Annotated in this window: 20 protein-coding genes, 1 tRNA gene, 1 other RNA gene and 2 pseudogenes; 11 read left to right on the top strand and 13 right to left on the bottom strand. The window is 69.6% G+C overall.

What is annotated here, in order from left to right; translation table 11 throughout:
• Nucleotides 1–22 precede the first annotated feature (22 nt).
• A complete protein-coding gene (lipL, locus tag BN4348_RS53710; protein ID WP_066916922.1) occupies nt 23–1330 on the top strand; it encodes an esterase/beta-lactamase LipL in 1308 nt (435 codons plus the stop codon).
• On the opposite strand, the gene BN4348_RS53705 is transcribed toward lipL, so the two are convergent.
• The gene (locus BN4348_RS53705; protein WP_066916784.1) at nt 1327–2382 is read right to left on the bottom strand and encodes an NAD(P)H-dependent amine dehydrogenase family protein; all 1056 of its coding nucleotides are present in this window, start codon (nt 2380–2382) and stop codon (nt 1327–1329) included. The two genes, lipL and BN4348_RS53705, sit on opposite strands and share 4 nt — an antisense overlap.
• A gap of 41 nt (nt 2383–2423) precedes the next feature.
• Nucleotides 2424–3536, bottom strand: a complete 1113-nt coding sequence (locus tag BN4348_RS53700; protein WP_407937932.1) for a hypothetical protein — start codon at nt 3534–3536, stop codon at nt 2424–2426.
• A gap of 635 nt (nt 3537–4171) precedes the next feature.
• Between BN4348_RS53700 and BN4348_RS53695 the strand changes: the two genes are divergently transcribed.
• Nucleotides 4172–4516, top strand: a complete 345-nt coding sequence (locus BN4348_RS53695; protein ID WP_066916782.1) for a hypothetical protein — start codon at nt 4172–4174, stop codon at nt 4514–4516.
• Nucleotides 4517–4519: 3 nt separating this feature from the next.
• On the opposite strand, the pseudogene BN4348_RS53690 reads toward BN4348_RS53695, so the two are convergent.
• The 3 genes and pseudogenes from BN4348_RS53690 to BN4348_RS53680 all read right to left on the bottom strand — a co-directional run bounded on the left by BN4348_RS53690 (nt 4520) and on the right by BN4348_RS53680 (nt 7773).
• Nucleotides 4520–5468: pseudogene (locus BN4348_RS53690) on the bottom strand (CHAT domain-containing protein).
• Nucleotides 5465–7195: a hypothetical protein gene (locus tag BN4348_RS53685; protein WP_066916781.1), complete on the bottom strand. Its 1731-nt coding sequence runs from the start codon at nt 7193–7195 to the stop codon at nt 5465–5467. The pseudogene BN4348_RS53690 and the gene BN4348_RS53685 overlap by 4 nt, the downstream one beginning before the upstream one ends.
• A gap of 95 nt (nt 7196–7290) precedes the next feature.
• Nucleotides 7291–7773, bottom strand: a complete 483-nt coding sequence (locus BN4348_RS53680) for a lipoprotein LpqH (RefSeq protein WP_066916918.1) — start codon at nt 7771–7773, stop codon at nt 7291–7293.
• Between the two features lie 137 nt (nt 7774–7910).
• Here BN4348_RS53680 and BN4348_RS53675 point away from each other — a divergent pair, with 137 nt between their 5' ends.
• Together BN4348_RS53675 and BN4348_RS53670 are read left to right on the top strand one after the other, a co-directional pair.
• Nucleotides 7911–8285 carry a hypothetical protein gene (locus tag BN4348_RS53675; RefSeq protein WP_066916779.1) on the top strand — a complete coding sequence of 125 codons (375 nt, stop codon included), beginning with the start codon at nt 7911–7913 and terminating at the stop codon, nt 8283–8285.
• Nucleotides 8282–9022, top strand: a complete 741-nt coding sequence (locus BN4348_RS53670) for an enoyl-CoA hydratase/isomerase family protein (protein WP_066916777.1) — start codon at nt 8282–8284, stop codon at nt 9020–9022. Before BN4348_RS53675 ends, BN4348_RS53670 begins: the two co-directional genes overlap by 4 nt.
• 15 nt (nt 9023–9037) lie before the next feature.
• Here BN4348_RS53670 and BN4348_RS53665 read toward each other — a convergent pair whose 3' ends face one another.
• Together BN4348_RS53665 and BN4348_RS53660 are read right to left on the bottom strand one after the other, a co-directional pair.
• Nucleotides 9038–9820, bottom strand: a complete 783-nt coding sequence (locus BN4348_RS53665; protein ID WP_066916775.1) for a hypothetical protein — start codon at nt 9818–9820, stop codon at nt 9038–9040.
• Nucleotides 9821–9933: 113 nt separating this feature from the next.
• Nucleotides 9934–10022, bottom strand: a tRNA-Ser gene (locus tag BN4348_RS53660).
• 78 nt (nt 10023–10100) lie between these two features.
• On the opposite strand from BN4348_RS53660, the gene ffs reads away from it, so the two are divergent.
• The 3 genes from ffs (at nt 10101) to BN4348_RS53645 (ending at nt 13542) form a co-directional block, all read left to right on the top strand.
• Nucleotides 10101–10195: signal recognition particle sRNA small type (gene ffs, locus BN4348_RS53655), an RNA gene on the top strand.
• Between the two features lie 122 nt (nt 10196–10317).
• On the top strand, nt 10318–11610 hold the full coding sequence (locus BN4348_RS53650) for a PLP-dependent aminotransferase family protein (protein WP_096866322.1): 1293 nt from the start codon (nt 10318–10320) through the stop codon (nt 11608–11610).
• Nucleotides 11611–11715: 105 nt separating this feature from the next.
• On the top strand, nt 11716–13542 hold the full coding sequence (locus tag BN4348_RS53645; RefSeq protein WP_066916771.1) for a DNA polymerase III subunits gamma/tau: 1827 nt from the start codon (nt 11716–11718) through the stop codon (nt 13540–13542).
• A 7-nt stretch (nt 13543–13549) separates the two neighbouring features.
• On the opposite strand, the gene BN4348_RS53640 is transcribed toward BN4348_RS53645, so the two are convergent.
• Nucleotides 13550–14860: a class I SAM-dependent methyltransferase gene (locus BN4348_RS53640; protein ID WP_211145765.1), complete on the bottom strand. Its 1311-nt coding sequence runs from the start codon at nt 14858–14860 to the stop codon at nt 13550–13552.
• Nucleotides 14857–16191 (bottom strand): FAD-binding oxidoreductase, encoded by a 1335-nt coding sequence (locus tag BN4348_RS53635; RefSeq protein WP_211145764.1) that lies wholly within the window; start codon nt 16189–16191, stop codon nt 14857–14859. The genes BN4348_RS53640 and BN4348_RS53635 overlap by 4 nt, the downstream gene beginning before the upstream one ends.
• A gap of 137 nt (nt 16192–16328) precedes the next feature.
• On the opposite strand from BN4348_RS53635, the gene BN4348_RS53630 reads away from it, so the two are divergent.
• Nucleotides 16329–16766: an SRPBCC family protein gene (locus tag BN4348_RS53630; protein WP_066916769.1), complete on the top strand. Its 438-nt coding sequence runs from the start codon at nt 16329–16331 to the stop codon at nt 16764–16766.
• Between the two features lie 5 nt (nt 16767–16771).
• On the opposite strand, the gene BN4348_RS53625 is transcribed toward BN4348_RS53630, so the two are convergent.
• On the bottom strand, nt 16772–17545 hold the full coding sequence (locus tag BN4348_RS53625; RefSeq protein WP_084454545.1) for an Rv3717 family N-acetylmuramoyl-L-alanine amidase: 774 nt from the start codon (nt 17543–17545) through the stop codon (nt 16772–16774).
• A 98-nt stretch (nt 17546–17643) separates the two neighbouring features.
• Between BN4348_RS53625 and BN4348_RS53620 the strand changes: the two genes are divergently transcribed.
• Together BN4348_RS53620 and recR are read left to right on the top strand one after the other, a co-directional pair.
• The gene (locus BN4348_RS53620; protein ID WP_084454543.1) at nt 17644–18000 is read left to right on the top strand and encodes a YbaB/EbfC family nucleoid-associated protein; all 357 of its coding nucleotides are present in this window, start codon (nt 17644–17646) and stop codon (nt 17998–18000) included.
• Between the two features lie 12 nt (nt 18001–18012).
• A complete protein-coding gene (recR, locus tag BN4348_RS53615; protein ID WP_066916765.1) occupies nt 18013–18624 on the top strand; it encodes a recombination mediator RecR in 612 nt (203 codons plus the stop codon).
• Between the two features lie 4 nt (nt 18625–18628).
• Here the strand turns inward: recR and BN4348_RS53610 are convergent, their stop codons facing one another.
• From BN4348_RS53610 to BN4348_RS53600, 3 genes and pseudogenes are all read right to left on the bottom strand, one after another.
• Entirely contained in the window at nt 18629–19270 is a 642-nt protein-coding gene (locus tag BN4348_RS53610) for a C39 family peptidase (protein ID WP_066916763.1), read from the bottom strand.
• A gap of 168 nt (nt 19271–19438) precedes the next feature.
• Entirely contained in the window at nt 19439–20146 is a 708-nt protein-coding gene (locus BN4348_RS53605; protein ID WP_066916761.1) for a type 1 glutamine amidotransferase, read from the bottom strand.
• Nucleotides 20139–21430 (bottom strand): annotated as a pseudogene (locus BN4348_RS53600) (MurT ligase domain-containing protein). Before BN4348_RS53600 ends, BN4348_RS53605 begins: the two are co-directional and overlap by 8 nt.
• A gap of 73 nt (nt 21431–21503) precedes the next feature.
• On the opposite strand from BN4348_RS53600, the gene BN4348_RS53595 reads away from it, so the two are divergent.
• Nucleotides 21504–22496: a DEDDh family exonuclease gene (locus tag BN4348_RS53595; RefSeq protein ID WP_066916759.1), complete on the top strand. Its 993-nt coding sequence runs from the start codon at nt 21504–21506 to the stop codon at nt 22494–22496.
• Nucleotides 22497–22501: the final 5 nt, after the last annotated feature.

Here is a 22501-nt window from a genome sequence, read left to right as displayed (position 1 = left end):
GGCTGATAGCTTGATTTCCGTGATGGCCTCGCGTCGCGGCTCGGCCCTGCTGGTGACCGACGACGGCTTGCCGCGCGGTGTCTCCGGGGCGGCCGACCCGCACTTCGCCAACGTCATCGGGATTTTTGCGCGGCTGTTCCCCGGCCGCCGGTTCGGCGGGGGAGCGCTGAGCGTCTACATCGACGGCGTGCCCGTCGTCGACGTCTGGACGGGCTGGTCGGACCGCGCCGGCACCGAGCCCTGGACCGCAGACACCGGCGCGATGGTGTTCTCGGCGACCAAGGGCGTCGCGTCGACGGTGATCCACCGCCTGGCCGACCGGGGTCTGCTGTCCTACGACGATCCCGTCGCCGAGTACTGGCCCGAATTCGCCGCCAACGGGAAGGCCGACATCACGGTCCGCGACGTCCTGCGGCACCGGTCCGGGTTGTCGCACCTGCGGGGCGTCACCAAGGCGGAGCTGATGGACCACCTCCTGATGGAGGAGCGCCTGGCCGCCGCGCCCGTCGATCACCTGCGCGGCGTGCAGGCGTATCACGCGCTGACCTACGGATGGCTGCTGTCCGGTCTGGCCAGGGCGATCACGGGCCAGGGCATGCGAGAGCTGATCCGGCAGGAGATCGCGCGGCCGCTCAACACCGACGGCCTGCACCTGGGCCGCCCGCCCCAGGGCGCGCCGACCCGGCCGGCCCAGATCCTGATACCGCAGGGGAAGCTGCGCGCCCCGGTGTTCAATTTCATCGCACCGAAACTGGCCGGCCTGCCGTTCTCCGGCGCGCTGGGCGCGATGTACTTCCCCGGCGTCATATCGCTCATCAAGGGGGAGACCGGATTTTTGGACGGCGAGGTGCCGGCGGCCAACGGCGTGGTGACCGGACGCGGGTTGGCCAAGATGTACGCGGTGCTGGCCAACGACGGCCGCATCGACGGCAAGAAGTATTTGTCCAAGGAGTTGGTGCGCGGTCTCACGGGCCAGCCGCAGCGCAAGTGGCCCGACGCAAACATGGTGGTGCCCATGCCATTTCATTTGGGCTACCACGAGTCGCCGGTCCCCGGCCTGCTCAAGGGTTTCGGTCACGTGGGGCTGGGTGGAACGCTCGGCTGGGCCGACCCGGAATCCGGCAGCGCGTTCGGGTTCGTCCACAACAGGCTGTTGACTCCGTTGCTGTTCGACATGGGATCGTTCGCGGGTTTGGCCGGCCCCTTGCGCAACGCCATCGAGGCCGCCCGTCACCAGGGCCCCTTCCAGGTGCCACAGCTGGGCGCGACCTACGCCAGGCCCGCTCGGCGAAAGGCCGCGCCGGCGACGGCGGCGTCGGGCGAGGGCTAGATCTTTGCGTAGCCGCGCGGAAGCGTGAGCGGCAGGTCGGTGTACGTCACGATGCCCGGCGGCGCGGCGACGACGGCCGGGATCGCGTTGATGACGGGCAGCGCCGTCATGATGTGCCCGAGCGTCATGAAGTCGGCGATGGTCTCGGCCTGGAAGTAGGGGGGCGGCAGGAACCCGACCTTGGTGGTCACCGTTGGCTGCCCGTCGATCTGGATGACCCAGCCGTCCTGCTCGATCTTCCAATCGGGCTCCAGCGTCTGCCCCTTGCGCCACCGGACATTGAGGTCGATCAGGGTTTTGCCGCCGACGATGCCCTGCCAGCTGATGTAGACGCCCGCGACGCATCCCGCGTCAATCGTCCAGGATGCCATCTCGAGATCGGCTGTGGTCTGGGCGAATTCGGCCACGCAACGCACCTCGTCGAGTTCGACACCGAGCGCGTCGGCCACCAGCAGCACGGCTTCGCCGAAAATGGCGGTCCCCTTGCGGGCCATCTCCTGCAGCTCCGGGTGGTCGATCGGGTGACCGAAGCCCACCGGCTTCTCGGTGTCCGGCGAGTCGTAGAACGTGGTGTCGGCCGCCTCGATCACGCTGACCTTGTCGATCCTGTTGCAGACCATCGCCGAGACGATCGCCAACAGCTCGGCGAAGCCCGGGCTGACGCCGGAGCCGAACATCGTCGACCCGCCCTTCTGGCAGGCTTCGACGATTCGGTCGCGGCCCTCGCCCAGGTTGGCCCCGGTGATGAACGACGCCGTCGTCACCACGTTGACGCCCGCGGACAGGATGCGGACCAACTCGTCGACGTCGATCCACATCGGGTTGTAGACGACGCAGTCGGGTTTCAGGGCGAGCAGCGCGTCGACGTCGTTGGTGGCGGCCACACCCAGCGGCGCGATGCCGACCAGCTCGCCGGCGTCGCGGCCCACCTTCGCCTCTGACCAGGCATAACAGCCCACGAGCTCGAGCGCGGGATTGTCGGCGATCGATTGCAGCGAGCTCTTTCCGACATTCCCGGTGTTCCACTGGACGACCCGATAGTTGTTTGGCACTCGCTCAGCATAGGGAATGACGCCGGGCCGGGCGAGAAAGATCAGTAATCCGATTCGGCGGTCAGGATCTCGGCCAGGAAGGCGTCGCCCGGCGGCCGATCCAGCCGCGCCCGCGCCCACCGGCGGACCCTGTCCCGGGTGTCGCGGGTCTCGATCCCGCCCGACACCTCGGCGCCGACGGTCACCGACGTCGCCGACCAATCATGGTCCCAGGCGGCCGATTCCGTCACCGGCCGTCGCTCGCGGTCGACCAGGGGGAGGGTGGCGTCGCCGTCGGCGTCCAGGGCGCCGCTGCCGCTGATGGCCCCGGACCGCAAGTGCACCGCGATCCCGGTGGCCGGACGGGGCCCGATCACGCCCGCCCGAACGACGGCGACCACCGCGGCGCCGGCCAGCTGGACGCTCCAGTCGACGGTGTTCTCGCCCGCGTCGAAGATCCCGGGCGGCACCGCGCTCCAGCTGACGGACGCGACGCCGCGGGCGATCGGGGCCACGTCCCGTGCGCCTGCCCCGGTGCCGGCGGCCAGCGCGTAGTCGTCACGACGCCCGCCCGGCTGCATCGGCTCGCCGGCCGGTGCCATGCCCGAATCATGCAGCAGCGCATGCAGTTGCGCCCATCCCGCGCCGTCCACGCCCACCTCGTCGGCCAGCCCGGCGGCGGCGCGCACCACATCGAGGACCCGCGGATCGCCGCCCCGCGCGTGGGCGACGAGGGCCAGGGCGTGCGGCGCCAGCAGCTCCTCCACATCCGAGTCCAGGGTGTCGTCGGTGAAGAAGTCCTGCGCGCCGGAGGTCAGCAGCGCGACCTCCGCGTCGAGCAGGGCTCGATCGAGTCCGGCGATGCCGTCCACGCGGCTGACGGGCCACCACCGCCGCAGCCAATGGCCCACGGCCAGCCGCCGGAGCGGGGCGAGGGAACCGGGCACGATCTCGACGCCGGCGANCGGACGATCGCTGTCTGATTCGCCCGCGATGCGGGGTTGTCGTTGTGGCTCAGCCGAACTCAACCCAAGCTCGACGATCGACCACGGCAGCTCGGCCCCCTCCAACCGCGCCAGCGCCCCCAGGTTGTACGGGGTTGCGTCGGCGATCACGGCCGACCAGACGCGCTGCCGGGCCGCCGCGGCGCGATGGCCGTTGACGGGTCCGAGCACCGTGCCGAGTTCGGCCAGGAACGGGCCGGCGGCCGTTGGTGCGGCCCGCACGTCGCGCCAGCTGCGGTCGAGCTGCTCGGCCAGCCTGCCGACGACGTCGGGGCTCGCCACGTATTGGCGCAGTACCTCGATCGCGGTGCGGTCGCGGCCCTGGTGGATATCGGTGAGCACGGCGGCGGCCGTCTCTCGATCCTGCGGCGCCGGTGGGCCTTTCGTCACCGCGAGTTCGAAGCACACCGGGAAATACAGTTCCTGGGCGTTGCCGGTACGGATCCGCTGCCTGCGGCGCTCGAGCTTGAGCGTGTCGAACCATGATGCCGTGTAACGCAGTTCGCGCGCGCTCCCGACGATCAGGTCGTGCATCGCGGCCGCGGTATCCGGTGGGACGACGGGGGCGGAGTACTGGGGATTGGCGCGCAGCCGGAGCACCAAGGGGTCGACGATGCGTTTGACAGTGCGGCTCAGGGGTCCGCCGTCGTCGCTGCTGAGCACCTCGACGCCCGGGCCGATCCTGCGCCACGCCGCCTCGATCACCGACCGGCGCGGCTGGCCCACGGCGACGTCGGTCGCGATCTGCGAATCCGCGCTCATCTGCACAGGATAGGGGCATTCGGAAAATATCGGCAGCCGAAAAGTTGGGTTCGGTAGCCGGGCGGCGGTTGGAGCCTGGTGGCATGAAGAAGCTGATCATGTTGCTGGACCGGTTCCCGTTCGCTCGGCGCCGGGTCCCCGCGGGCCCCACCGTCGGGGTCGGCACCGTGCGCAACGTCGGCGAGGAGCGCCAGGTTTTCATCGAGGTGGTGGCCGTTTCCGGCGAGACGTTCATCGGGAAATTGGCGGGCGGTGCGGGCGATCCGGACGTGTCGATGCTGCGGCCCGGGCTCGTCGTGCTGGTGGCGTTCGATCCCGCTGCCCGCGAAGAGCTTTCGCTGCCGGATGACGTGCTGGCCGTCCACGCCGCCTGGCTGGCGTCGGTCTGAGCGCTATCGTGCGCCGTCCACCACGAAAGTGACCAGGGCGCCCCAGTACAGCGGGCTGGCGGTGACGTCGCCGTCCCGCCAGCGCCGCATCTGCGCACGCTGCCAACGATTCACCGCGCACCCCGCGTCGGCGCCGTCGTGCGCGTCGTCCACTGCGACAACGACATCGGCCATCGGGTCGGCCGCTTGGTCCGCGGTAAACCGTCGATATGCCGCGGAGGTGGGCAGCGACCACAGGGTTGCGGTCACCAGCTCGGCGCCGCCGAGAATCATCGCCGCCACCAGGCCGTTGGCCTCGTCGAATTGATAGTCCCCGCCCGATCCGCAAGCCAACAGGGCAACCCGCGGCGGGATCGGCAGGTGCAGCGACAACAAGTCCGAGGCGGGCAGCCGGCGGGGAACCGCGGTCGCGACCGGCTCCACACGGGTCACCGCCGGCGAGGGCCGGNGCGCCGATGTCGGCCAGCTGCCAGGGGATTCGGGCGGCTACTCGCCCGCTGCGGGTGATGGCGTCCTGGCGGGCGCGCACCAGCTCTTCCTTGCTCGGTCCCGCCTTCGGCACCGCCAGCAGGCCCCAGGGAACGCGCGCCAACCGCGCGCTGGGCGAGACGAACAACACCGCCCGCGGCGATGCCGCGCACCCCAGCAACAGCTCCCACCCTGCTGACCCGATCAGCAGTACCCCGAGGATGTAGGCCACCGTGAGTTCGGCTTCCGGCGTCGCGAACGGACCGCTGGTCAGGGCCCGCTCGATGGCGTCGGGCCGGCTCTCGGCGCCGTGTGGCTCGGGGAGGGCGTCGGCCAACTCTTGCAACGCCGCGAGCAGAATCGGTTCCTCCACCACCCAATTGACGGTCTTGGAGGGCTGCCCGACGATTCGCAAACTGCCGTAGGTGGCGATCCCGACGTCGGCGAACCGCAGTACCAAAGTCAGCCGGTCCGGATCGCTCATGGCCAGGTCGACCAGGCCGGCTCGGCGGCGGTGACGTCGCGGCCGTAGCGCTGCCGCGCCAGGTCGCGATAGTGGCTCATGATCGGCGGACTGTCGGGCTGCATCTGTAGCGGCGGCAACGGCCCGAGCCGCGTCAGTGAGGCGCCGGCGCGCGGCGCCGCCGGGCCGGCCGCGGCCAGGGCCAAGTCCGCGTCGGTGTCGATGACGACGGTCGCGGTAGCCGTCGACGCCCATTCGCCGACTTTCGGCCGCTGCAGATCCGTGTCGAAAGTGCCTCGCGCGCTGTGGTATTCAACCAGTTCGCTGATCAGTTGAGTGTTTTCCCACTCCCACGCGACGGCGAACGCGCCGGCCAGGATGGGCGCCGAGATGCTGGTCGCCCAGCGCGATCTCGCGTCGGCATCGGCGATCGAATACCGCACAGAGTCGACCGCGAGCGCGGCCGGCACCTTGAGCTCCGCGGCCTGTTCGAGTTTGGTCATCGCGTGCCAGTACTGCGGGGTGCCGACCTCGCCGCGCAGGATGCCGAGCCCCTCGGCCTGCCGCGCCTCGGTTTCCTGCAGCGTCTCGTCGGGGTCGCCCGAACTGTCGAATCCGAGGTCGGCCAAAGCATCCGCGCGCCACACCGTGCCGAGATGGCTGTCGAGCTGGGCGTACTGCAACCAACTGCTGCGGGGCGAGGAGTCGAGTAGCTCGCGGGCTTGCGCGATCAGCTCGACGGCGTCGGCAAAGCGACTCCAGAAGATGGCAATCCAGCTGCGCTGCAACAAGATGCGGTGCAGGTGCAAGGGCTTCCCCAATTCCCGCCAGTGCCGCTCGGCATGCTCCCAGCACTCGTCGGCGGCTTCGAGCGCACCGGATCCCAGCCGGGTGAGCCCCATGTACAGCCAGCAACGTGCGACGTCGTGCGCCCGGCCGTATCGAGCGATGACGGGCTGGGCCTCGGACGCCAGCTGCTCGGTCGTAGCGTGGTCGCCGACCAACCAGCGGGCCGACGCGCGCTCCAATTTTGTTCTGGCGCTTGCGAGTTCCCATCCTCGCGCCTCGGCCCTGGCCCCCGCGCGACGCAACCAGGGCTCGGCCTCGGCCAACCGGCCGGTCTCCACGCAGAATCTGCCGAACGCGGTGCTAGCGGCGATCAGGAGATGGTCGGCCGACTCGCTGCCATCTCGGAGCTGGTCCAGGCCGTCAAGCACCTGCTCCCACAACGGGACCGAGCGCACATGCAGGTCGTCGTCGCAGAGCGCCGTGGCGCACAAGACTTGCGCGTGGGTGCGCAGGTAGGTGTGTTCGTCCACCAGGTCGTCGAATTCGGACGCGGTGTCGCTCAACGCGCTCAGCGCCGACGCGGCGCCCTCATGGTCGCCGGCGGCCGCGGCCAGGCCAGCCTCCAGGAACAGCGCCCGCCGTGAGTAGCGGCAAACCAGGTGCGTTACCTCGGCGCCGGACATGCTTACCTGTGCGGCGGCGTCCGGCATCGTTCCGGCGGCGATCCCCGAATAGCTGCCCAGGCAGTCGCGGATGCGCCGGATGGACTCCCGCACCCCGTCGTTCGTCCCGCGCGCCAGGTAGATCTCACCAAGCTGCGCAAAGACTTCCAACATCAGATCGTCGCGGTCTTCCCGCTCGATCTGCGGCACCAGCGACAACAGCAGATCCCGGGCGCGTGTCTCGTCGGCGGCATACGCCAACCGGCGGGCGTTCGCCAATTCGACGGGGATCGACACGGCTGCATCATAAGTCCGCCGTCGCGGGCGTGGCGAGGATCCGGAGCGGCGGGCGTGTGAGTGAGGGCACGCCCGCCGCCGCGGAGTTCGATCGATCAACCGCAGGTCACCTTGATGTTGAAGTCCTTGGTGATCATTCCGGCCATCGGGTTCTTCATGTCGGCGCCCTGCGCCTGGCCGGTGATGGTGTAGGTCTTGCCATCCACCGCCACGTCGGCCGAGCCGACCTTGGCGCCCATGCCGTTGCTGACGGACAGAGCGCTGCCGTCGACGAAGAGTGCCAGCGACTCGACCTTGGGGGTCGCTTCGTCGGTCATCACGACGGCCAGCGCCTGCTGGGCGCCCGAGTTGCCGCTGCCGATGTCGATCTTGCCGCCGGTCCTGACACAGGTCACCGAGGACGGGTTCAGCCCGGCCAGATCGGTGCCGCCCACCTTGACCTGCGCGTTGGTGCCGGCGGGGGCGGCGCTGGGCGCCGTGCTCGACGCGGGGCTGGCCGTGTGGCCGCCGCTCGAGCAGCCCACCAGCGCCGACGCGACGCCAAGGGTTCCAATCGCTCCCGCGATAAGACGTTTCACTGGTTTTCCTTCCTTCATGCGCCGCCGGATTGGCGCCGCCATGAGCGCAAGTACAGCCGTGCCGGGCCGCTACCGATCCCAATTTTCGGCCCGGCCCGGTAGGCTGCCTCGACACGGCCGATGAAGGGAGACGCGCGATGGCGAGCGTGAAATGGCTGGAAAAGCCTGAGGCGCATGACTTCCCGGCGGCGGCCGACTACCTGGCCATGCTCGCGGAGCCGGGCACCGCCAATCAGTTGGCGGAAAAGCTGAAGGCCGGAACCGTCGGCCACAAAAAGGCGAAGGACATCCTCCGCGCGGCGCAGCTGCGGCTGCTACCCGAGGACAACCCCCACGTCGCCGCCGATCTGTCCAAGATCAAGAAGGGACAAGCGTTGTCCCCGATCCTGCTGGTGCGCGGCGACTTCACGACGGGCGTCCCGCTGCAGATCGCCGACGGCTACCACCGGGTGTGCGCGAGTTACCACACCGACGAGAACACCGACATCCCCGTCGTTATCGTCTCATCGTGATCGAGATCGAAGCCGCCGGCGCGGTTCAGGTACTGACCCTGTCCTCCGGGCGGGTCAACGCCCAAGACCTCGAGCTGCTTAAAGAGCTGACGGACGCGCTGGGCGAGCTGCAGCACTCCGGCGCGAAGGCGCTCGTCGTCACCGGTGCCGGCCGCGCGTTCAGCGCCGGGGTCGACCTCAACCGCGTGGTCGACGGCGGTGCCGACTACACCGACCGGCTGATCCCCGCGCTGGCCGAGGCGTTCGAGGCGATGTTCTGCTACCCCGGCCCGACGGTGGCCGCGATCAACGGCGCCGCCATCGCCGGCGGATGCGTGCTGGCGTGCGCCTGCGACCGCAGGCTGATCAGCCCCGAGGCGCAGATCGGGGCATCCGAGGTCCGTGTCGGAGTGCCGTTTCCGGTCGCCGCGCTCGAGGTGATGCGGTACGCGTGCGGGGACCGCGCCGAGGACGTGTTGCTGGGCGGCCGCGTCTACCGGGGTGACGAGGCGATCGCCAACGGACTCGCCCATCGGGTCGTCGCCGACGACCTCGTCGAGGCGGCGATAGCCGAGGCCGCCGACCTCGGCCGCATCCCGGCCGACGCCTATCGCCACACCAAAGTGCAGCTGCGAGCCCCCGCCCTGGCGCGGATGCGCGAGGGCGCCCTCATCGACAGCGAGGTCCGCCGCCTTTGGGGCGCCGAGCAGACGCAGCGACGGATCGCCGCCTACGTGGACAGCCTCAAGCGCCGCTGACGTCGCGGGCTGCGGTCATTCGTCGACCGCGACGCCGCCTCGGGTGCGCCGGCGCCGCATCCGATGGGTGCCCTTGCCCGTCGGGCGGCGGTTCTGCAGCCCACCCTTGGGCTCTTCGGATTCCGGCGCGGCCGCTGTTTCCTCGGCAGCTTCGGCCGTTTCGACCGGTTCTCCGGGCTCTTCGGCCTGCTCCTCCGCCGCGGCTTCTTCGCTCGCTTCGGTTTCCGGGGCCGCTTCGGTTTCCTCGACCTCGGGCTGGGCGCCCTCTTCGGCGGCTTCTTCGGTCGCCTCTTCGGTCTCGTCGCCCTTCTTGCCGCGCAGGCCCCGCTTCTTGCGCTTTTCCTTCTTCGGCTTGATCGGCTTCGGCGGCGGTGGCGGCAACTCGGCGATGAACGACAGATAAAACGCGAAGACGCCGAGCACGCCGATCGCGGCGGAGGCGCCGTAAACGCCGAACAACCAGCGCCCGGCGGCGTCGAGGCTGAGCCAGATCTCGCTGATCGCGGTGCCCATGATCAGTGCGCCGGCCAGCACGTGGGCCACGATCGACCAGAGCCGGATGGTCAGCGCCAGCTGCGGCGTGCCCAACTCCGGCTTGCGGGTCCGCAACTGGGTGAAAACCACCGGCAACGCGGCCAGGGCGACCAGCGCGCCCGTCACGATCCGCAGCGTCGTCCCCACCGAATGCGTGGTGTCGCCCATCAGCTCAGGCCAGCGGGGCAGCACGAAAAAGAAGTAGAGGACGCCGGCAGCGATCGAAAACGTCGCGTGCCACGGTATGGCGACCTTGCGCCCCATACGCCTCCTCGTGCTGCCGGTGAGCCTTGTCGGCCGGTAAGCCAGCCTAAAGGCCGGTCAAAGCGATTCCAAACAACCCCCGTGCGTGGTCGCGCCCTATCGAGTGCGACCGGTGGCGGAGGATGCGGGATTTGAACCCGCGAGGGCTGTTAACCCAACCCGCGTTCCAGGCGAGCGCCATAGGCCACTAGGCGAATCCTCCGTGGGCCATGGTAACCGAGGGTGCGGGCCCCGCTTCAATGGTCGCCGCCGGTTGCCCCGGGCCGGGTATTACACTCGCCATGGACCCCGCGTGGCGTCTATCCTGTGAACTCCCCCAGGGCCGGAAGGCAGCAAGGGTCAATAGGCTCTGTCGGGTGCGCGGGGTCCCCTATGTTCGATGAGTGGCGACCCGCTTCGCTCGGCTGCGCCGCGCTAGCGATCGCCACGGTTCGGGGCCTACGGCATGTCCAACACCTGACCCCGAAGCCACCGTCTCGACAGCGAAAGGGCCCATGGTGTCTTTCGATTCCCTCAGCCCTGACGAGCTGACCGCGGTGCACGCGCGCAACCAGCGGGATTACGCGGAGTTGCAGGGTAAGAAGCTGGCGTTGGATCTGACCCGCGGCAAGCCTTCGCCCGAGCAGCTCGACCTGTCCAACCAGCTGCTGAGCCTCCCCGGCGACGATTTCCGCGATTCCGAGGGCACCGACACGCGCAACTACGGCGGCCTGCACGGCCTGCCGGAACTGCGGGCCATCTTCGGCGAGCTGCTCGGGATCCCGGTGCAAAACCTGATCGCAGGCAACAACTCCAGCCTGGAGTTGATGCACGATCTCGTCGCCTTCTCGATGTTGTACGGCGGGGTGGACTCGCCGCGGCCGTGGACAAAGGAGCCGGCCGTCAAATTCCTGTGCCCGGTTCCCGGCTACGACCGGCACTTCGCGATCACCGAGACGATGGGCATCGAGATGATCGCGGTCCCGATGCTGCAGGACGGGCCGGACGTCGACCTCATCGAGGAGCTGGTCGCCGTGGATCCCGCGATCAAGGGAATGTGGGCGGTACCGGTGTTCGGCAACCCCACCGGCATCACCTACTCCTGGGAAGCGGTGCGCCGGCTCGTGCAGATGCGGACGGCAGCGCCCGACTTCCGGCTGTTCTGGGACAACGCCTACGCGGTGCACACCCTGACGCACGACTTCCTCCGCCAGGTCGACGTGCTCGGCCTGGCGGCCACCGCGGGCAACCCCAACCGGCCCTATGTCTTCGCGTCCACCTCGAAGATCACCTTCGCCGGCGCCGGGGTCAGCTTCCTGGGCGGGTCGCTGGGCAACATCGCCTGGTATCTGCAATACGCGGGGAAGAAGTCGATCGGCCCGGACAAGGTCAACCAGCTGCGGCACCTGCGCTTCTTCGGCGACGCCGACGGGGTGCGCCTGCAGATGCTGCGCCACCAGCAGATCCTGGCGCCGAAGTTCGCGCTGGCGCTCGAGATCCTGGACGACCGGCTGAGCGATTCCAAAATCGCCTCGTGGACCGAACCCAAGGGCGGCTACTTCATCAGCCTCGACGTGTTACCCGGCACCGCCCGGCGCACCGTCGCCCTGGCCAAGGACGCCGGTATCGCGGTGACCGAGGCGGGCGCGTCGTTCCCGTATCGGAAAGATCCGGAGGACAAGAACATCCGGATCGCGCCCACCTTCCCGTCGCTGCCGGACCTACGCGACGCGGTCGACGGGCTGGCGACGTGCGCGCTGCTGGCGGCGACGGAGTCGATGCTGGTCTCCTCCGCGTCGAGCGTGAGCTGACGGCGACGACACGGGCGAGTCGACCGCTGCTTCACGCTCAAAGCCGGCGATGCACACTCGACGCCAGCCGGGCTCCAGTCAGCGCCCGCCGGTAGCCTGCTGACCGTGGCCCTCTACCGCAAGTATCGACCGGCAACCTTCGCCGAGGTGGTGGGGCAGGAGCACGTCACCGGTCCGCTGTCGATCGCCCTGGAGGCCGGCCGGATCAACCACGCCTACCTGTTTTCGGGGCCGCGCGGCTGCGGCAAGACGTCGTCGGCGCGCATCCTGGCCCGGTCGCTGAACTGCGCGCAGGGGCCGACGGCCAACCCGTGCGGCGTGTGCGACTCCTGCGTCGCGCTGGCCCCCAACGCGCCCGGCAGCATCGACGTGGCTGGCTNGGACGACACGCGCGAGCTGCGCGACCGCGCCTTCTACGCCCCCGCGCAGTCGCGCTACCGGGTGTTCATCGTCGACGAGGCGCACATGGTGACCACCGCGGGGTTCAATGCGCTGCTCAAGATCGTCGAGGAGCCGCCCGAGCACCTCATCTTCATCTTCGCCACCACCGAGCCGGAGAAGGTGTTGCCGACGATCCGGTCGCGCACCCACCACTACCCGTTCCGGCTGCTGCCGCCCAAGACCATGCGGGCGTTGATCGGGCGGATCTGCGAGCAGGAGGACGTCGTCGTCGATGACGCGGTGTACCCGTTGGTGATCCGGGCCGGCGGGGGTTCGCCGCGCGACACGCTCTCGGTCCTCGATCAGCTACTGGCCGGCGCCGAGGGCAACCATGTGACCTATCAGCGCGCGCTGGGGCTGCTCGGCGCCACCGACGTCGCGCTGATCGATGACGCCGTGGACGCGCTGGCCGCATCGGATGCCGCGGCCTTGTTCGGCGCGGTCGAATCGGTGATCGACGCCGGCCACGACCCGCGGCGCTTCGCCACCGATCTGCTGGAACGGTTCCGGGATCTCATTGTCCTGCAATCGGTTCCGGATGCCGTGAGCCGCGGCGTGGTGGACGCGCCCGAGGACGTGCTGGACCGGATGCGCGAGCAGGCGGTGCGGATCGGCCCGGCGACCCTGACCCGGTACGCCGAGGTCGTGCAGGCCGGGCTGGGAGAGATGCGCGGTGCCACCGCGCCGCGCCTGCTGCTCGAGGTGGTGTGCGCGCGGCTGCTGTTGCCGTCGGCCAGCGACGCCGAGTCGGCGCTGCTGCAGCGCGTCGAGCGGATCGAGACCCGGCTGGGCGTGTCCCTTCCCGCCGCAGATAGCCCAGCGAGCGCCGCACCCACATCTCGGCCCGCGGCAACGCCCGTCCGGCCCCGCCAGGAGGCCGCTGCGCCCGTCGCTTGGCCCGAGCCGAAACCGGAGTCGAAACCGGAGTCGAAGCCGGAGCCGACGCCGACGCCGGCGCCCGAACCGGCTCCGCCGCCCGAATCGGCTCCGCCGCCGCCCGAGCCCGAATCGGCCGCTGCCCCAGGCGAACTCAACGCCGCCGCGCTGCGATCGATGTGGCCGACGGTGCGCGACAAGGTACGCCAGCGCAGCCGCACTACCGAGGTGATGCTGGCGGGCGCCACGGTCCGGGCGGTGCAGGACAACACGCTGGTGCTGACCCATGCGTCGGCTCCGCTGGCCAAGCGGCTGTCCGAGCAGCGCAACGCCGACGTCATCGCCGAAGCGCTCAAAGACGCGCTGGGGGTGAGCTGGCGGGTGCGCTGCGAGGTCGGCGCGGGCGAGCCGGCCGCGAGCGCCCCTGCGCCCGCCAGCCGGGTAGCACCCGTCGACGAGCCGGCGGAGACGGAGTCGGCTCAGCGCGATGAAGAGGAGCACATGCTTGCCGAGGCGGGCCGCGCCGAGCCGTCGGCGCCGCGCCGCGACCCAGAGGAGGCCGCGCTCGAGCTGCTGCAGAACGAGCTGGGCGCCCGCCGGATCGAACCGAGCTAGTGGCGGCCTAGGGTGTCCACCACGGCCGCAGCGGCAGGGCGTCGTCTCCGCGGGCGGCGACGTTGGCGGCCAGCACGTGATGCAGCTGAAGGTTGTTCTGCTCGAAGGCCACCCGTGAGGCCGCCATGTACAGGCCCCACACCTTGGCCGTCGCCAGGCCGACCTCGTCGACCGCTTCGTCCCAGTGCTCGACGAGGTTGCGGCACCAGTCGCGCAGCGTCATCGCGTAGTGATGCCGGAAGTTCTCCTCGTGCAGCACCTCCAAGCCGGCGTCTTGGGCCTCGGTGACGATGCGGCCCGAGCCGGTGAGCTCGCCGTCCGGGAAGACGTAGCGGTCGGTGAACCCGCCGGCGAACGAGGTCGATTTGTTGTCGTGGCGGGTGATGCAGTGATTGAGCAGCAGGCCGCCGGTGCGCAGCTTGGACTTCAGGAAACCGAAGTACGCGGGGTAGTTCTTGACGCCGATGTGCTCGGTCAGGCCGATGGAGGAGACGGCGTCGAATTCCGCCTCGGCGACGTCGCGGTAGTCGGAGTGGCGCACCTCGGCCAGGTCGGCGAGGCCCTCGTCTTCGATCGCCTGTTGCGCCCATTTCGCCTGTTCGGCCGACAGGGTGGCGCCGATCACGCGGACGCCGTGCCGCGCCGCGTAGCGCACCATGCCGCCCCAGCCGCAGCCGACGTCGAGCAGCCGGTCGCCCGGCCGCAGGCGCAGCTTCTCGAAGATCAGCCGATACTTGTTTTCCTGCGCTTCTTCCAGCGTCGCGTCGGCGTGCGGGTAGACCGCGCAGGTGTAGGTCATCGACGGACCCAGCACCCACTCGTAGAAGGTGTTGGAGACGTCGTAATGGTGGTGGATGGCCTCGGCGTCCCGGGTCTTGCTGTGCATGACACCGGCCGCGACCCGCCGCCACCGCGGCGGCGCCTCCTCCGGCGGCGGGGCGACGGGCAGCAGGTGCTCGACACCCATCGATCGCACGACGTTGGCGAGCGTCCGCGCCGAGGGCCGCTTGAAGTTGACCCGGTCGGTCAGCGTCTTGAGCAACTGGTACGGATCGCCGGGATGCACGCCGTACGTCCGCAGGTCACCCGACACGTAGGCGCGGGCCAGGCCGAGTTCGCCGGGGGCGGTGGCCAAATAGGTGGCCCCGCGAGGCGAGCACAGGTCCAGGCCCAGCTCCGCGTCCTCACTGCCCGCGGTGCTGCCGTCGTACGCGGTGAACTTCAGCGGGTGTCGTCCGGTCGCGGCGAAAAGCTCGAGGATCTCCGCCATGCTGAGCTTCCCGGTCGTGGTGTGATGGGGTTCTCGGGTGGTCGTCATCGCCGTTGCACCGCCTTTGCGTACAGGTCCAAAAGACGCGAATCGGGGTCGTAGATCTTCTTGACCGTCTTGTAAGCCTCCCCGCCGTAGAGCTCGTCAAACTCCTCGCGGGTGTAATAGGAGTCGGAATACAACGACTTGTGCCCGTCCAGCTCGCTGACCTTCGCCTCGATCGCGCGATTGGTGGCGCCCTCGGTCGCGCCGGCCGGCACCGACGACCAAAATCCGATGTTGACGTAGGTGTGGTCCGGGCGCATCGGATACAGCGGCCAGCCGTCGTGATCGCGCAGCCGCAGCGGGCACAACCAGATCGGCGTGATCGGCACGTTGCCGGCGAACCACTCCAAAAACTCGCAGGTCCGTTCGACCGGCACCTCGACGTCCTGCACCACCCGCTCGCGCGGCGGACGTCCATTGCGTTTTTCGATGCGGTCGGCGATGCCGAAACGCTGGTCCAGGGCGACGAGCTTCCAATAGAAGCTGCTGCGCCGGTACCGCCGGGGCCACCAGCGCCGCACTCGCGGGTTCTGGGCGCCGAAGGCGCGGGAGCACCAGAACCAGTCGGTATCCCAGCGCCAGAGGTAGTCGTGAATGGTCAGCCGGTCGTCCTTGGTGGCTTCCTCCCCAACCGAGTCATGCCGAATCGATTGGTAGTAAATGTTTTTCCCGGTGTAGTCGCTGACCGGTCCCGGGGTGGCGGTCCGACGGCCCAGGCACAGGTAGCTTTCGTCGGGGCTGAAAACCACGCCGTCCAGATAGTCCACCGGGGTGCCGCCCTGCCCGCCGGTGTCGACGATGCGTTCCATCGCCGCGACCATTTCGGGCAGCGAGCGGAATCGGATATGCCGTAGCGCCACAAACGGCGCGACGGGTTCCAGCTCGATCCGCAGCCTGGTCGAATACCCCAGCGTGCCATAGGAATTGGGAAATGCGCGAAACAGGTCCGGGTGCCGGCTGCGCGATGCGGTCAGCAATTCACCGGCGCCGGTGAGGATGTCCATCTCCAGCACCGATTCGTGGGGCAGTCCGTTGCGAAAGGACGCCGACTCGATGCCCAGGCCGCTGACCGCACCGCCGAGCGTGATGGTCTTCAGCTGCGGAACAACCAGTGGCGAAAGGCCGTACGGCAGGGTCGCGGTCACCAGGTCCTCGTAGGTGCACATGCCGGCCACGTCGGCGGTGCGGGCGTCGGGATCGACCGACAGGACGGCGGTCAGGCCGGAGGTGTCCAGGCCGCGCGCATCGCGTTTGGCGCGGGCGCGGAACAGGTTTGAGGTGGGCTTGGCTAGCCGGACGGCGGACGTCGCGGGGATGGATCGATAACTCGCCATCAACCGGTCGACGCCCGCTGCGTGAGCCGAGAGTGCAGATCCAGGGACAGGCACCACATATACCCTAGTCTTCGGAAACAGCCCGTGCACCCGCGCGCGGGGGATCACATAGTCATCGAAAAGAGGAGTCAGGCCTGATGGGCCAGGTGAGCGCAGCCAGCACGATCTTGATCAACGTCGAGCCCGGGGCAACCCTGGCCGCGGTCGCGGACTATCAGACGATGCGCCCGAAGATCCTGTCCCCGCAGTACAGCGAGTACCAGGTGCTGCAGGGCGGGCAGGGGGCGGGCACCGTCGCCAAGTGGAAGCTGCAGGCCACCAAGTCACGGGTGCGCGACGTGCAGGTGAACGTTGACGTGGCCGGCCACACCGTCATCGAAAAGGACGTGAACTCCTCGATGATCACCAACTGGACGGTGGCGCCCGCCGGGCCGGGATCGTCCGTCACGGTCAAGACCAGCTGGACCGGCGCCGGCGGCGTCAAAGGCTTCTTCGAGAAGACCTTTGCGCCCTTGGGGCTCAAGAGGATTCAGGGCGAGGTGCTGGCCAACCTGAAGAAAGAACTGGAAGGCTAGCGCGGTCAGCGGGCCTGGCCCTGAGTGGCCAGGAAGCCCGCGACGCCGCGGACGAGCGCGTCGGCGTACTTCTGCCGGCCCTCGGCTGACTCCATCAACGCGGAGTCCACCGGATTCTTCATGTTGCCGCACTCGACCAGGATCGACGGATACTGCGCCAGGTTCAGACCGGTGAGGTCCGAGCGCCCGTACAGCCCGTCCTGGCCGATGTAGTTCGCGGGCGGAATGCCCGACGCCTGCAGCTGGTCGCGCATGATCCGGGCGTACTGCACCGAGGGCCCGGCCTGCACCTGATTGAGTGGTGGCGCCGAGTAGTTGACGTGGAACCCCCGCCCCGACGGGGGACCGCCGTCGGCGTGGATGCTCAGGACCGCGTTGGGGTGCAACGCGTTGGCCATGTTGGCCCGCTCATCGACGCAGGGCCCCAGGCCCGTGTCGTTGCCGCGCGACAAGGCCGTGCGGACGCCCAGCGCGTTGAGCTCGGCGCGCACCCGCAGCGCGGTGTCCCAGGTGAACGTGTGCTCCGCGTACCCGGTGTTGGTCGACGTCCCGCTGGTCTGGCAGTCCTTCGTGCCGCCGCGCCCGGTCGGCACCTGGCGGGAGATGGACGCGTCGTTGGACCCGTTGTGGCCGGGGTCGATGAAAACGACCATGCCCGCGATATTGGACGGCACCCCCCAGGCGGGCGGGGTTGCCGTCGGTAGGAGCACCGTTGAGGCGGCGACCAGCGCACCGACCATCGATTTGATTCCGACACGCCTGCTCACTCGTAGGTCCACGGCGCAAAGGTAACCTCGCGCGGTCTACGCTGGGTGTTTCGAATCGCCCGGCACCCACAGGCGAAACCAACTCGAGACCAAGATGCGAGGGGATTGTCATGCAACCCGGAGGCGATATGTCAGCGCTGCTCGCTCAGGCGCAGCAGATGCAGCAGAAGCTACTGGAGGCCCAGCACCAGCTCGCCACCGCCGAGATACACGGTGAGGCCGGCGGGGGCCTGGTCAAGGTCCTCGTCAAGGGCAGCGGTGAGGTGATCGGGGTAGAGATCGACCCCAAGGTCGTCGACCCCGGCGACATCGAGACTCTGCAGGACCTGATCGTCGGCGCCATGCGCGACGCGTCGGCGCAGGTCACCAAGATGGCGCAGGAGCGGCTCGGGGCCCTGGCCGGGGGCATGGGCGCGCCACCGGCCCAGCCGCCGGCGCCGCCGCCGACGCAGATGCCGGGGCTCTGACGCTGCACCGACATGTTTGAGGGACCTGTCCAGGATTTGATCGACGAGCTCGGCAAGTTGCCGGGCATCGGGCCCAAGAGCGCGCAGCGCATCGCGTTCCACCTGTTGTCGGTGGAACCACCGGAGATCGACCGGCTGACCGCGGTGCTGGGGAAGGTCCGCGAGGGCGTGCGATTCTGCGCGGTCTGCGGCAACGTGTCCGACGACGAGCGCTGCCGCATCTGCGCCGACCCCCGCCGGGACGGCTCGCAGGTCTGTGTCGTCGAGGAGCCGAAGGACATCCAGGCCGTCGAGCGCACCCGCGAGTTCCGCGGCCGCTACCACGTGCTGGGCGGCGCGCTCGACCCGCTCTCCGGCGTGGGTCCTGAGCAGCTGCGCATCCGCGAGCTGCTGACGCGAATCGGTGAGCGGGTCGACGACGTCGACATCACCGAAGTGATCATCGCCACCGACCCCAACACCGAGGGGGAGGCGACGGCCACCTACCTCGTCCGGATGCTGCGCGACATCCCCGGCCTGACCGTGACGCGGATCGCGTCCGGGCTGCCGATGGGCGGTGACTTGGAGTTCGCCGACGAGCTGACGCTGGGCCGCGCGCTCACCGGCCGCCGGGCCATGGTCTGACTCGTCAGTTGGTGACGACGGCGAAGTTGTCGCTCGTCTGCCACGCCGCTTCGAAGGTGGCAACGGAAACCTGTTCGTCGCGGCCGGCCGCGATGCCGCTGTCGTTCAGGTGCACCACGTTGGCTGCGGTGTCGACGCCGATGACGACGACGAAGTGGTTTTCCTGGGTGCGGTCGCCGGGCTTATTCCACAGGATCTTGTCGTTAAGCCCGACGATCACCTTGCGCCCCCGATCCAGGTCCTGGGCGAGGGCGTCGAGGTTGGGGTGGACCGCGGCGGCCGGGACGCCGTAGTGCGCCAGCAGCACGGGCAGGTCCGCGTTCTTGGTGTTGCCCCCGGGCCGGTAGATCGGTCCGGGATGGCTGATGCTCGGGATGTTTCCCGCGGCTGCGGTGATCTCGTCCTCGGTGGGTTCGTGGCCGGTGACCTGGCCGACGACGTCGGCCACCGCCATCTCCCCGCAGTCGCGGTCCTGCTGTTGGTAGCGCCAGTAGGGCGCTGCGGCGGCCGGGTTGCCATGCATCCCGTCATGGGCCGCGTCGGCCTTCGCGGCGAACGCAACCATCGAGCCGGTTGCCGCGCTCAAGACGGCCGCGAGCCCGACCATTCGGGCCGCCTGGACGATGATGGTTCTGGGGTTGCTCATGGGCTGCCTTTCCTCGGTGGGTCGAGAAAAGGGTGGGCGATGCCGCTAGGCGGATTCTTGAAGGAACCTTGGAGCCCAGTTGGGGGGCGTCAGCCCCGAGATAGAGACCATTGCGACGTGCCCCGCGTGTCGTCGCAGAGGTTTACGTGTCGCGGACGAGGGCCGCGCTCAGCGAGCCGCCAGTCGCTCGCGGCGGAGCAGATCCACCTCGGGCAGCTGCAGCGGCGCGAGCTCGCCCACCACCTTGCCGAGCAGCAGGTCGGCCAGCTCCGGGTTGCGGGCCAGGCACGGCCCGTGCATGTAGGTCGCGACCACGCTGCCCTGCACCGCGCCGTCGAAGCCGTCCCCGGCCCGGTTTCCCGCGCCCTTCACCACCGCGCCCAGCGGTGTCGCCGCCGACCCCAAAACCGTGCCGCCCCGGTGGTTCTCGAAGCCGGTGAGCCGCTGGGTCAAGCCGCTCAGCAACGGCTTGCTGACCAGCTCGCCGATGGTGCGCGCGTCCTGCGGCGACGTGGTCGCGTCCAGCATGCCCACGCCGTCGACCCGTTCGCCCGACGACGTCGCATACCAGTGCCCGAGCACCTGGACCGCCGCGCAGATCGCCAGCACCGGCGCGCCACGCTCGGCCGCCCGCTGCAGGCCCGGGTAGCGAAGGAGGTGCCGGGTGGCAAGCCGCTGCGCGTAGTCCTCGGCCCCGCCCAGCGTGTACAGGTCCAGCGACTCGGGCACCGGATCGGCCAGCGTGATCTCGGCGATTTCGGCCTCGATACCCCGCAACCGCAGCCGTTGGCGCAGCACCAGGGCGTTGCCGCCGTCGCCGTAGGTGCCCATCACGTCGGGCAGCACCAGCCCGATCCGCACGGTGGAGTCAGCCATGGCGTGCCAATGCCCGCTGCAGTTGCAGGAACGCGGTGTAGTTGGCGACGACCTCGACACGTCCGGGCGGGCACGACGCGATGGCGGCCACGGTGTCGTGCACCAACGTGTGCTCGACGCCCGCGTATCCCAGGCGCACCGCGAGGTCGGTGCCGCGTTCCCCGGCGGCGACGACTCGGGTCTCCTCGAAGTGCTCGAAGCGCACGTCCCACAGCCAGGACAGGTCCTCGCCGTCGGGCACCTGCCCGTTGACCGAGATGACCACCCCCGCCGCGCGCTTGTCGACCATCGACAGCGCCTCCTGCCAGCCGGCGGGGTTCTTGGCCAGCAGGATTCGCGCCTCGTGGTCGCCGACGCGGACGCTTCGGTAGCGCCCGGCGACCTCGTCGACCTGGGAAACCGCCGCCACCGCTTTCGACGGCTCGGCGCCCAGCGCGACGGCGGTGGCCACGGCCTGGGCGGCGTTGCCCCGGTTCACCGNGGCTCGGCGCCCAGCGCGACGGCGGTGGCCACGGCCTGGGCGGCGTTGCCCCGGTTCACCGCGCCCGGCAACGCCAACCGCATCGGAAGGGCCAGGCCGTCGGGTCCATGCAGCGTTTCGTCGTCGAACCACCACTGCGGGCTGGGTCGCTTGAAATCGGCGCCGGTGGAATACCAGTGCCCCCTGTCGCGGACGATGACCTCGCCGCTGCGTGGGCAGCTGACCGAGTCGTTGGCCCACGCGCCGCCCGCGGCCACCCACACCACGTTGGGGCTGTCGTACGCCGCGGAGGTCATCAGCACGTCGTCGCAGTTGGCGACGACGACCGCCTTGGGGTGACGCGCGAGGCCGGCCCGCAGCGTGCGTTCGATGACGTTGATCTCCCCCACCCGGTCCAGCTGGTCACGCGACAGGTTGAGCAGCACGATGACGCTGGGCTCGACGGCGTCGGCAACGTGCGGCACGTGCATCTCGTCGACCTCCAGGGCGGCCAGCTCGGCCTCGCGGTCGGCGGCCAGCGCGGCGACCAGGCCGGCGTCCATGTTGGCGCCCTCGGCGTTGGTGGCCACCGGGCCCAGCGTCGCGAGCGCGGCCGCCGTCATCCGCGTGGTCGTCGACTTGCCGTTGGTGCCCGTGACGATGACGGTGCGCCGCCCCGCCCCGAGCTGGCGCAGCACCGAACGGTCCAGCGTCATCGCGACCAGGCCGCCGATCATGGCGCCGGCCCCGCGTCCGGTCACCCGCGATGCCCAGCGCGCGCTCGCTCCCGCGGCGAGTGCCAGGCGGGCACGGGTGGTGATCACCCGCGTGAGTTTAAGTTCACGACACGGCACGGAGCGAACCGGAGATGTCGGTCGCGCGTGCCATGCTCAGCTCATGAACCGGGTGTCCTGGGGGCGGCCGGCTAGCGAGCCGGGCGGGGGTTGGGCAGTCATCGACGTCGAGACCTCGGGCTTTAGGCCGGGTCAGGCGCGGATCATCAGCGTCGCCGCGCTCGGGCTAGACGCCGACGGCAGAGTGGAGCAGTCGGTGGTCAGCCTGCTCAATCCCGGGGTGGATCCGGGTCCCACCCACGTGCACGGCCTGACCGCCGCGATGCTCGAGGACCAGCCGCAGTTCGCCGACATCGTCGGTGACCTGGTCGAGGTGCTGCGCGGCCGGACACTGGTGGCGCACAACGTCGCCTTCGACTACGCCTTCCTGGCCGCGGAGGCCGAGCTCGCCGAGGCCGAGCTGCCCGTCGACGACGTCATGTGCACGGTCGAGCTGGCGCGGCGGCTGGACCTCGGGGTCGAGAATCTGAGGCTGGAGACCCTCGCGGCGCACTGGGGTGTGGTGCAGGAGCGGCCGCACGACGCCTTCGACGACGCGTTGGTGTTGACCGGCGTGCTGGAGTCGGCGCTGGAGCGGGCGCGCGAACGCGACGTCTGGCTGCCGGTGCACCCGGTGACCCGGCGGCAATGGCCGAACGGCCGGGTGACCCACGACGAGCTGCGCCCGCTGAAGGTGCTGGCTTCGCGGATGCCGTGCCCCTACCTCAACCCGGGCCCCTTCGTGCGGGGCAGGCCGCTGGTCCAGGGCATGCGGGTGGCGCTGGCGGCCGAGGTGAGACGCACCCACGAGGAGCTCGTCGAGCGGATCCTGCACGCCGGGCTCGCCTACAGCGACGTCGTGGACCGGGAGACCTCGCTGGTGGTCTGCAACGACGCCGCTCCCGAGCAGGGCAAGGGCTATCACGCCCGACAGCTGGGGGTGCCGGTGGTGCCCGACGCGCAGTTCATGGACTGCGTCCGCGCCGTCGCCGGCGGCACCAGCATGGAGGAATTCACCGATGTCACCGCGGCCGACGCCCAGCTAGCGCTGTTCTGAACCCG

It is taken from the genome of Mycobacterium interjectum (assembly GCF_900078675.2).
GTDB lineage: Bacteria > Actinomycetota > Actinomycetes > Mycobacteriales > Mycobacteriaceae > Mycobacterium > Mycobacterium interjectum.
This window is presented reverse-complemented; position numbering and strand designations above follow the sequence as displayed.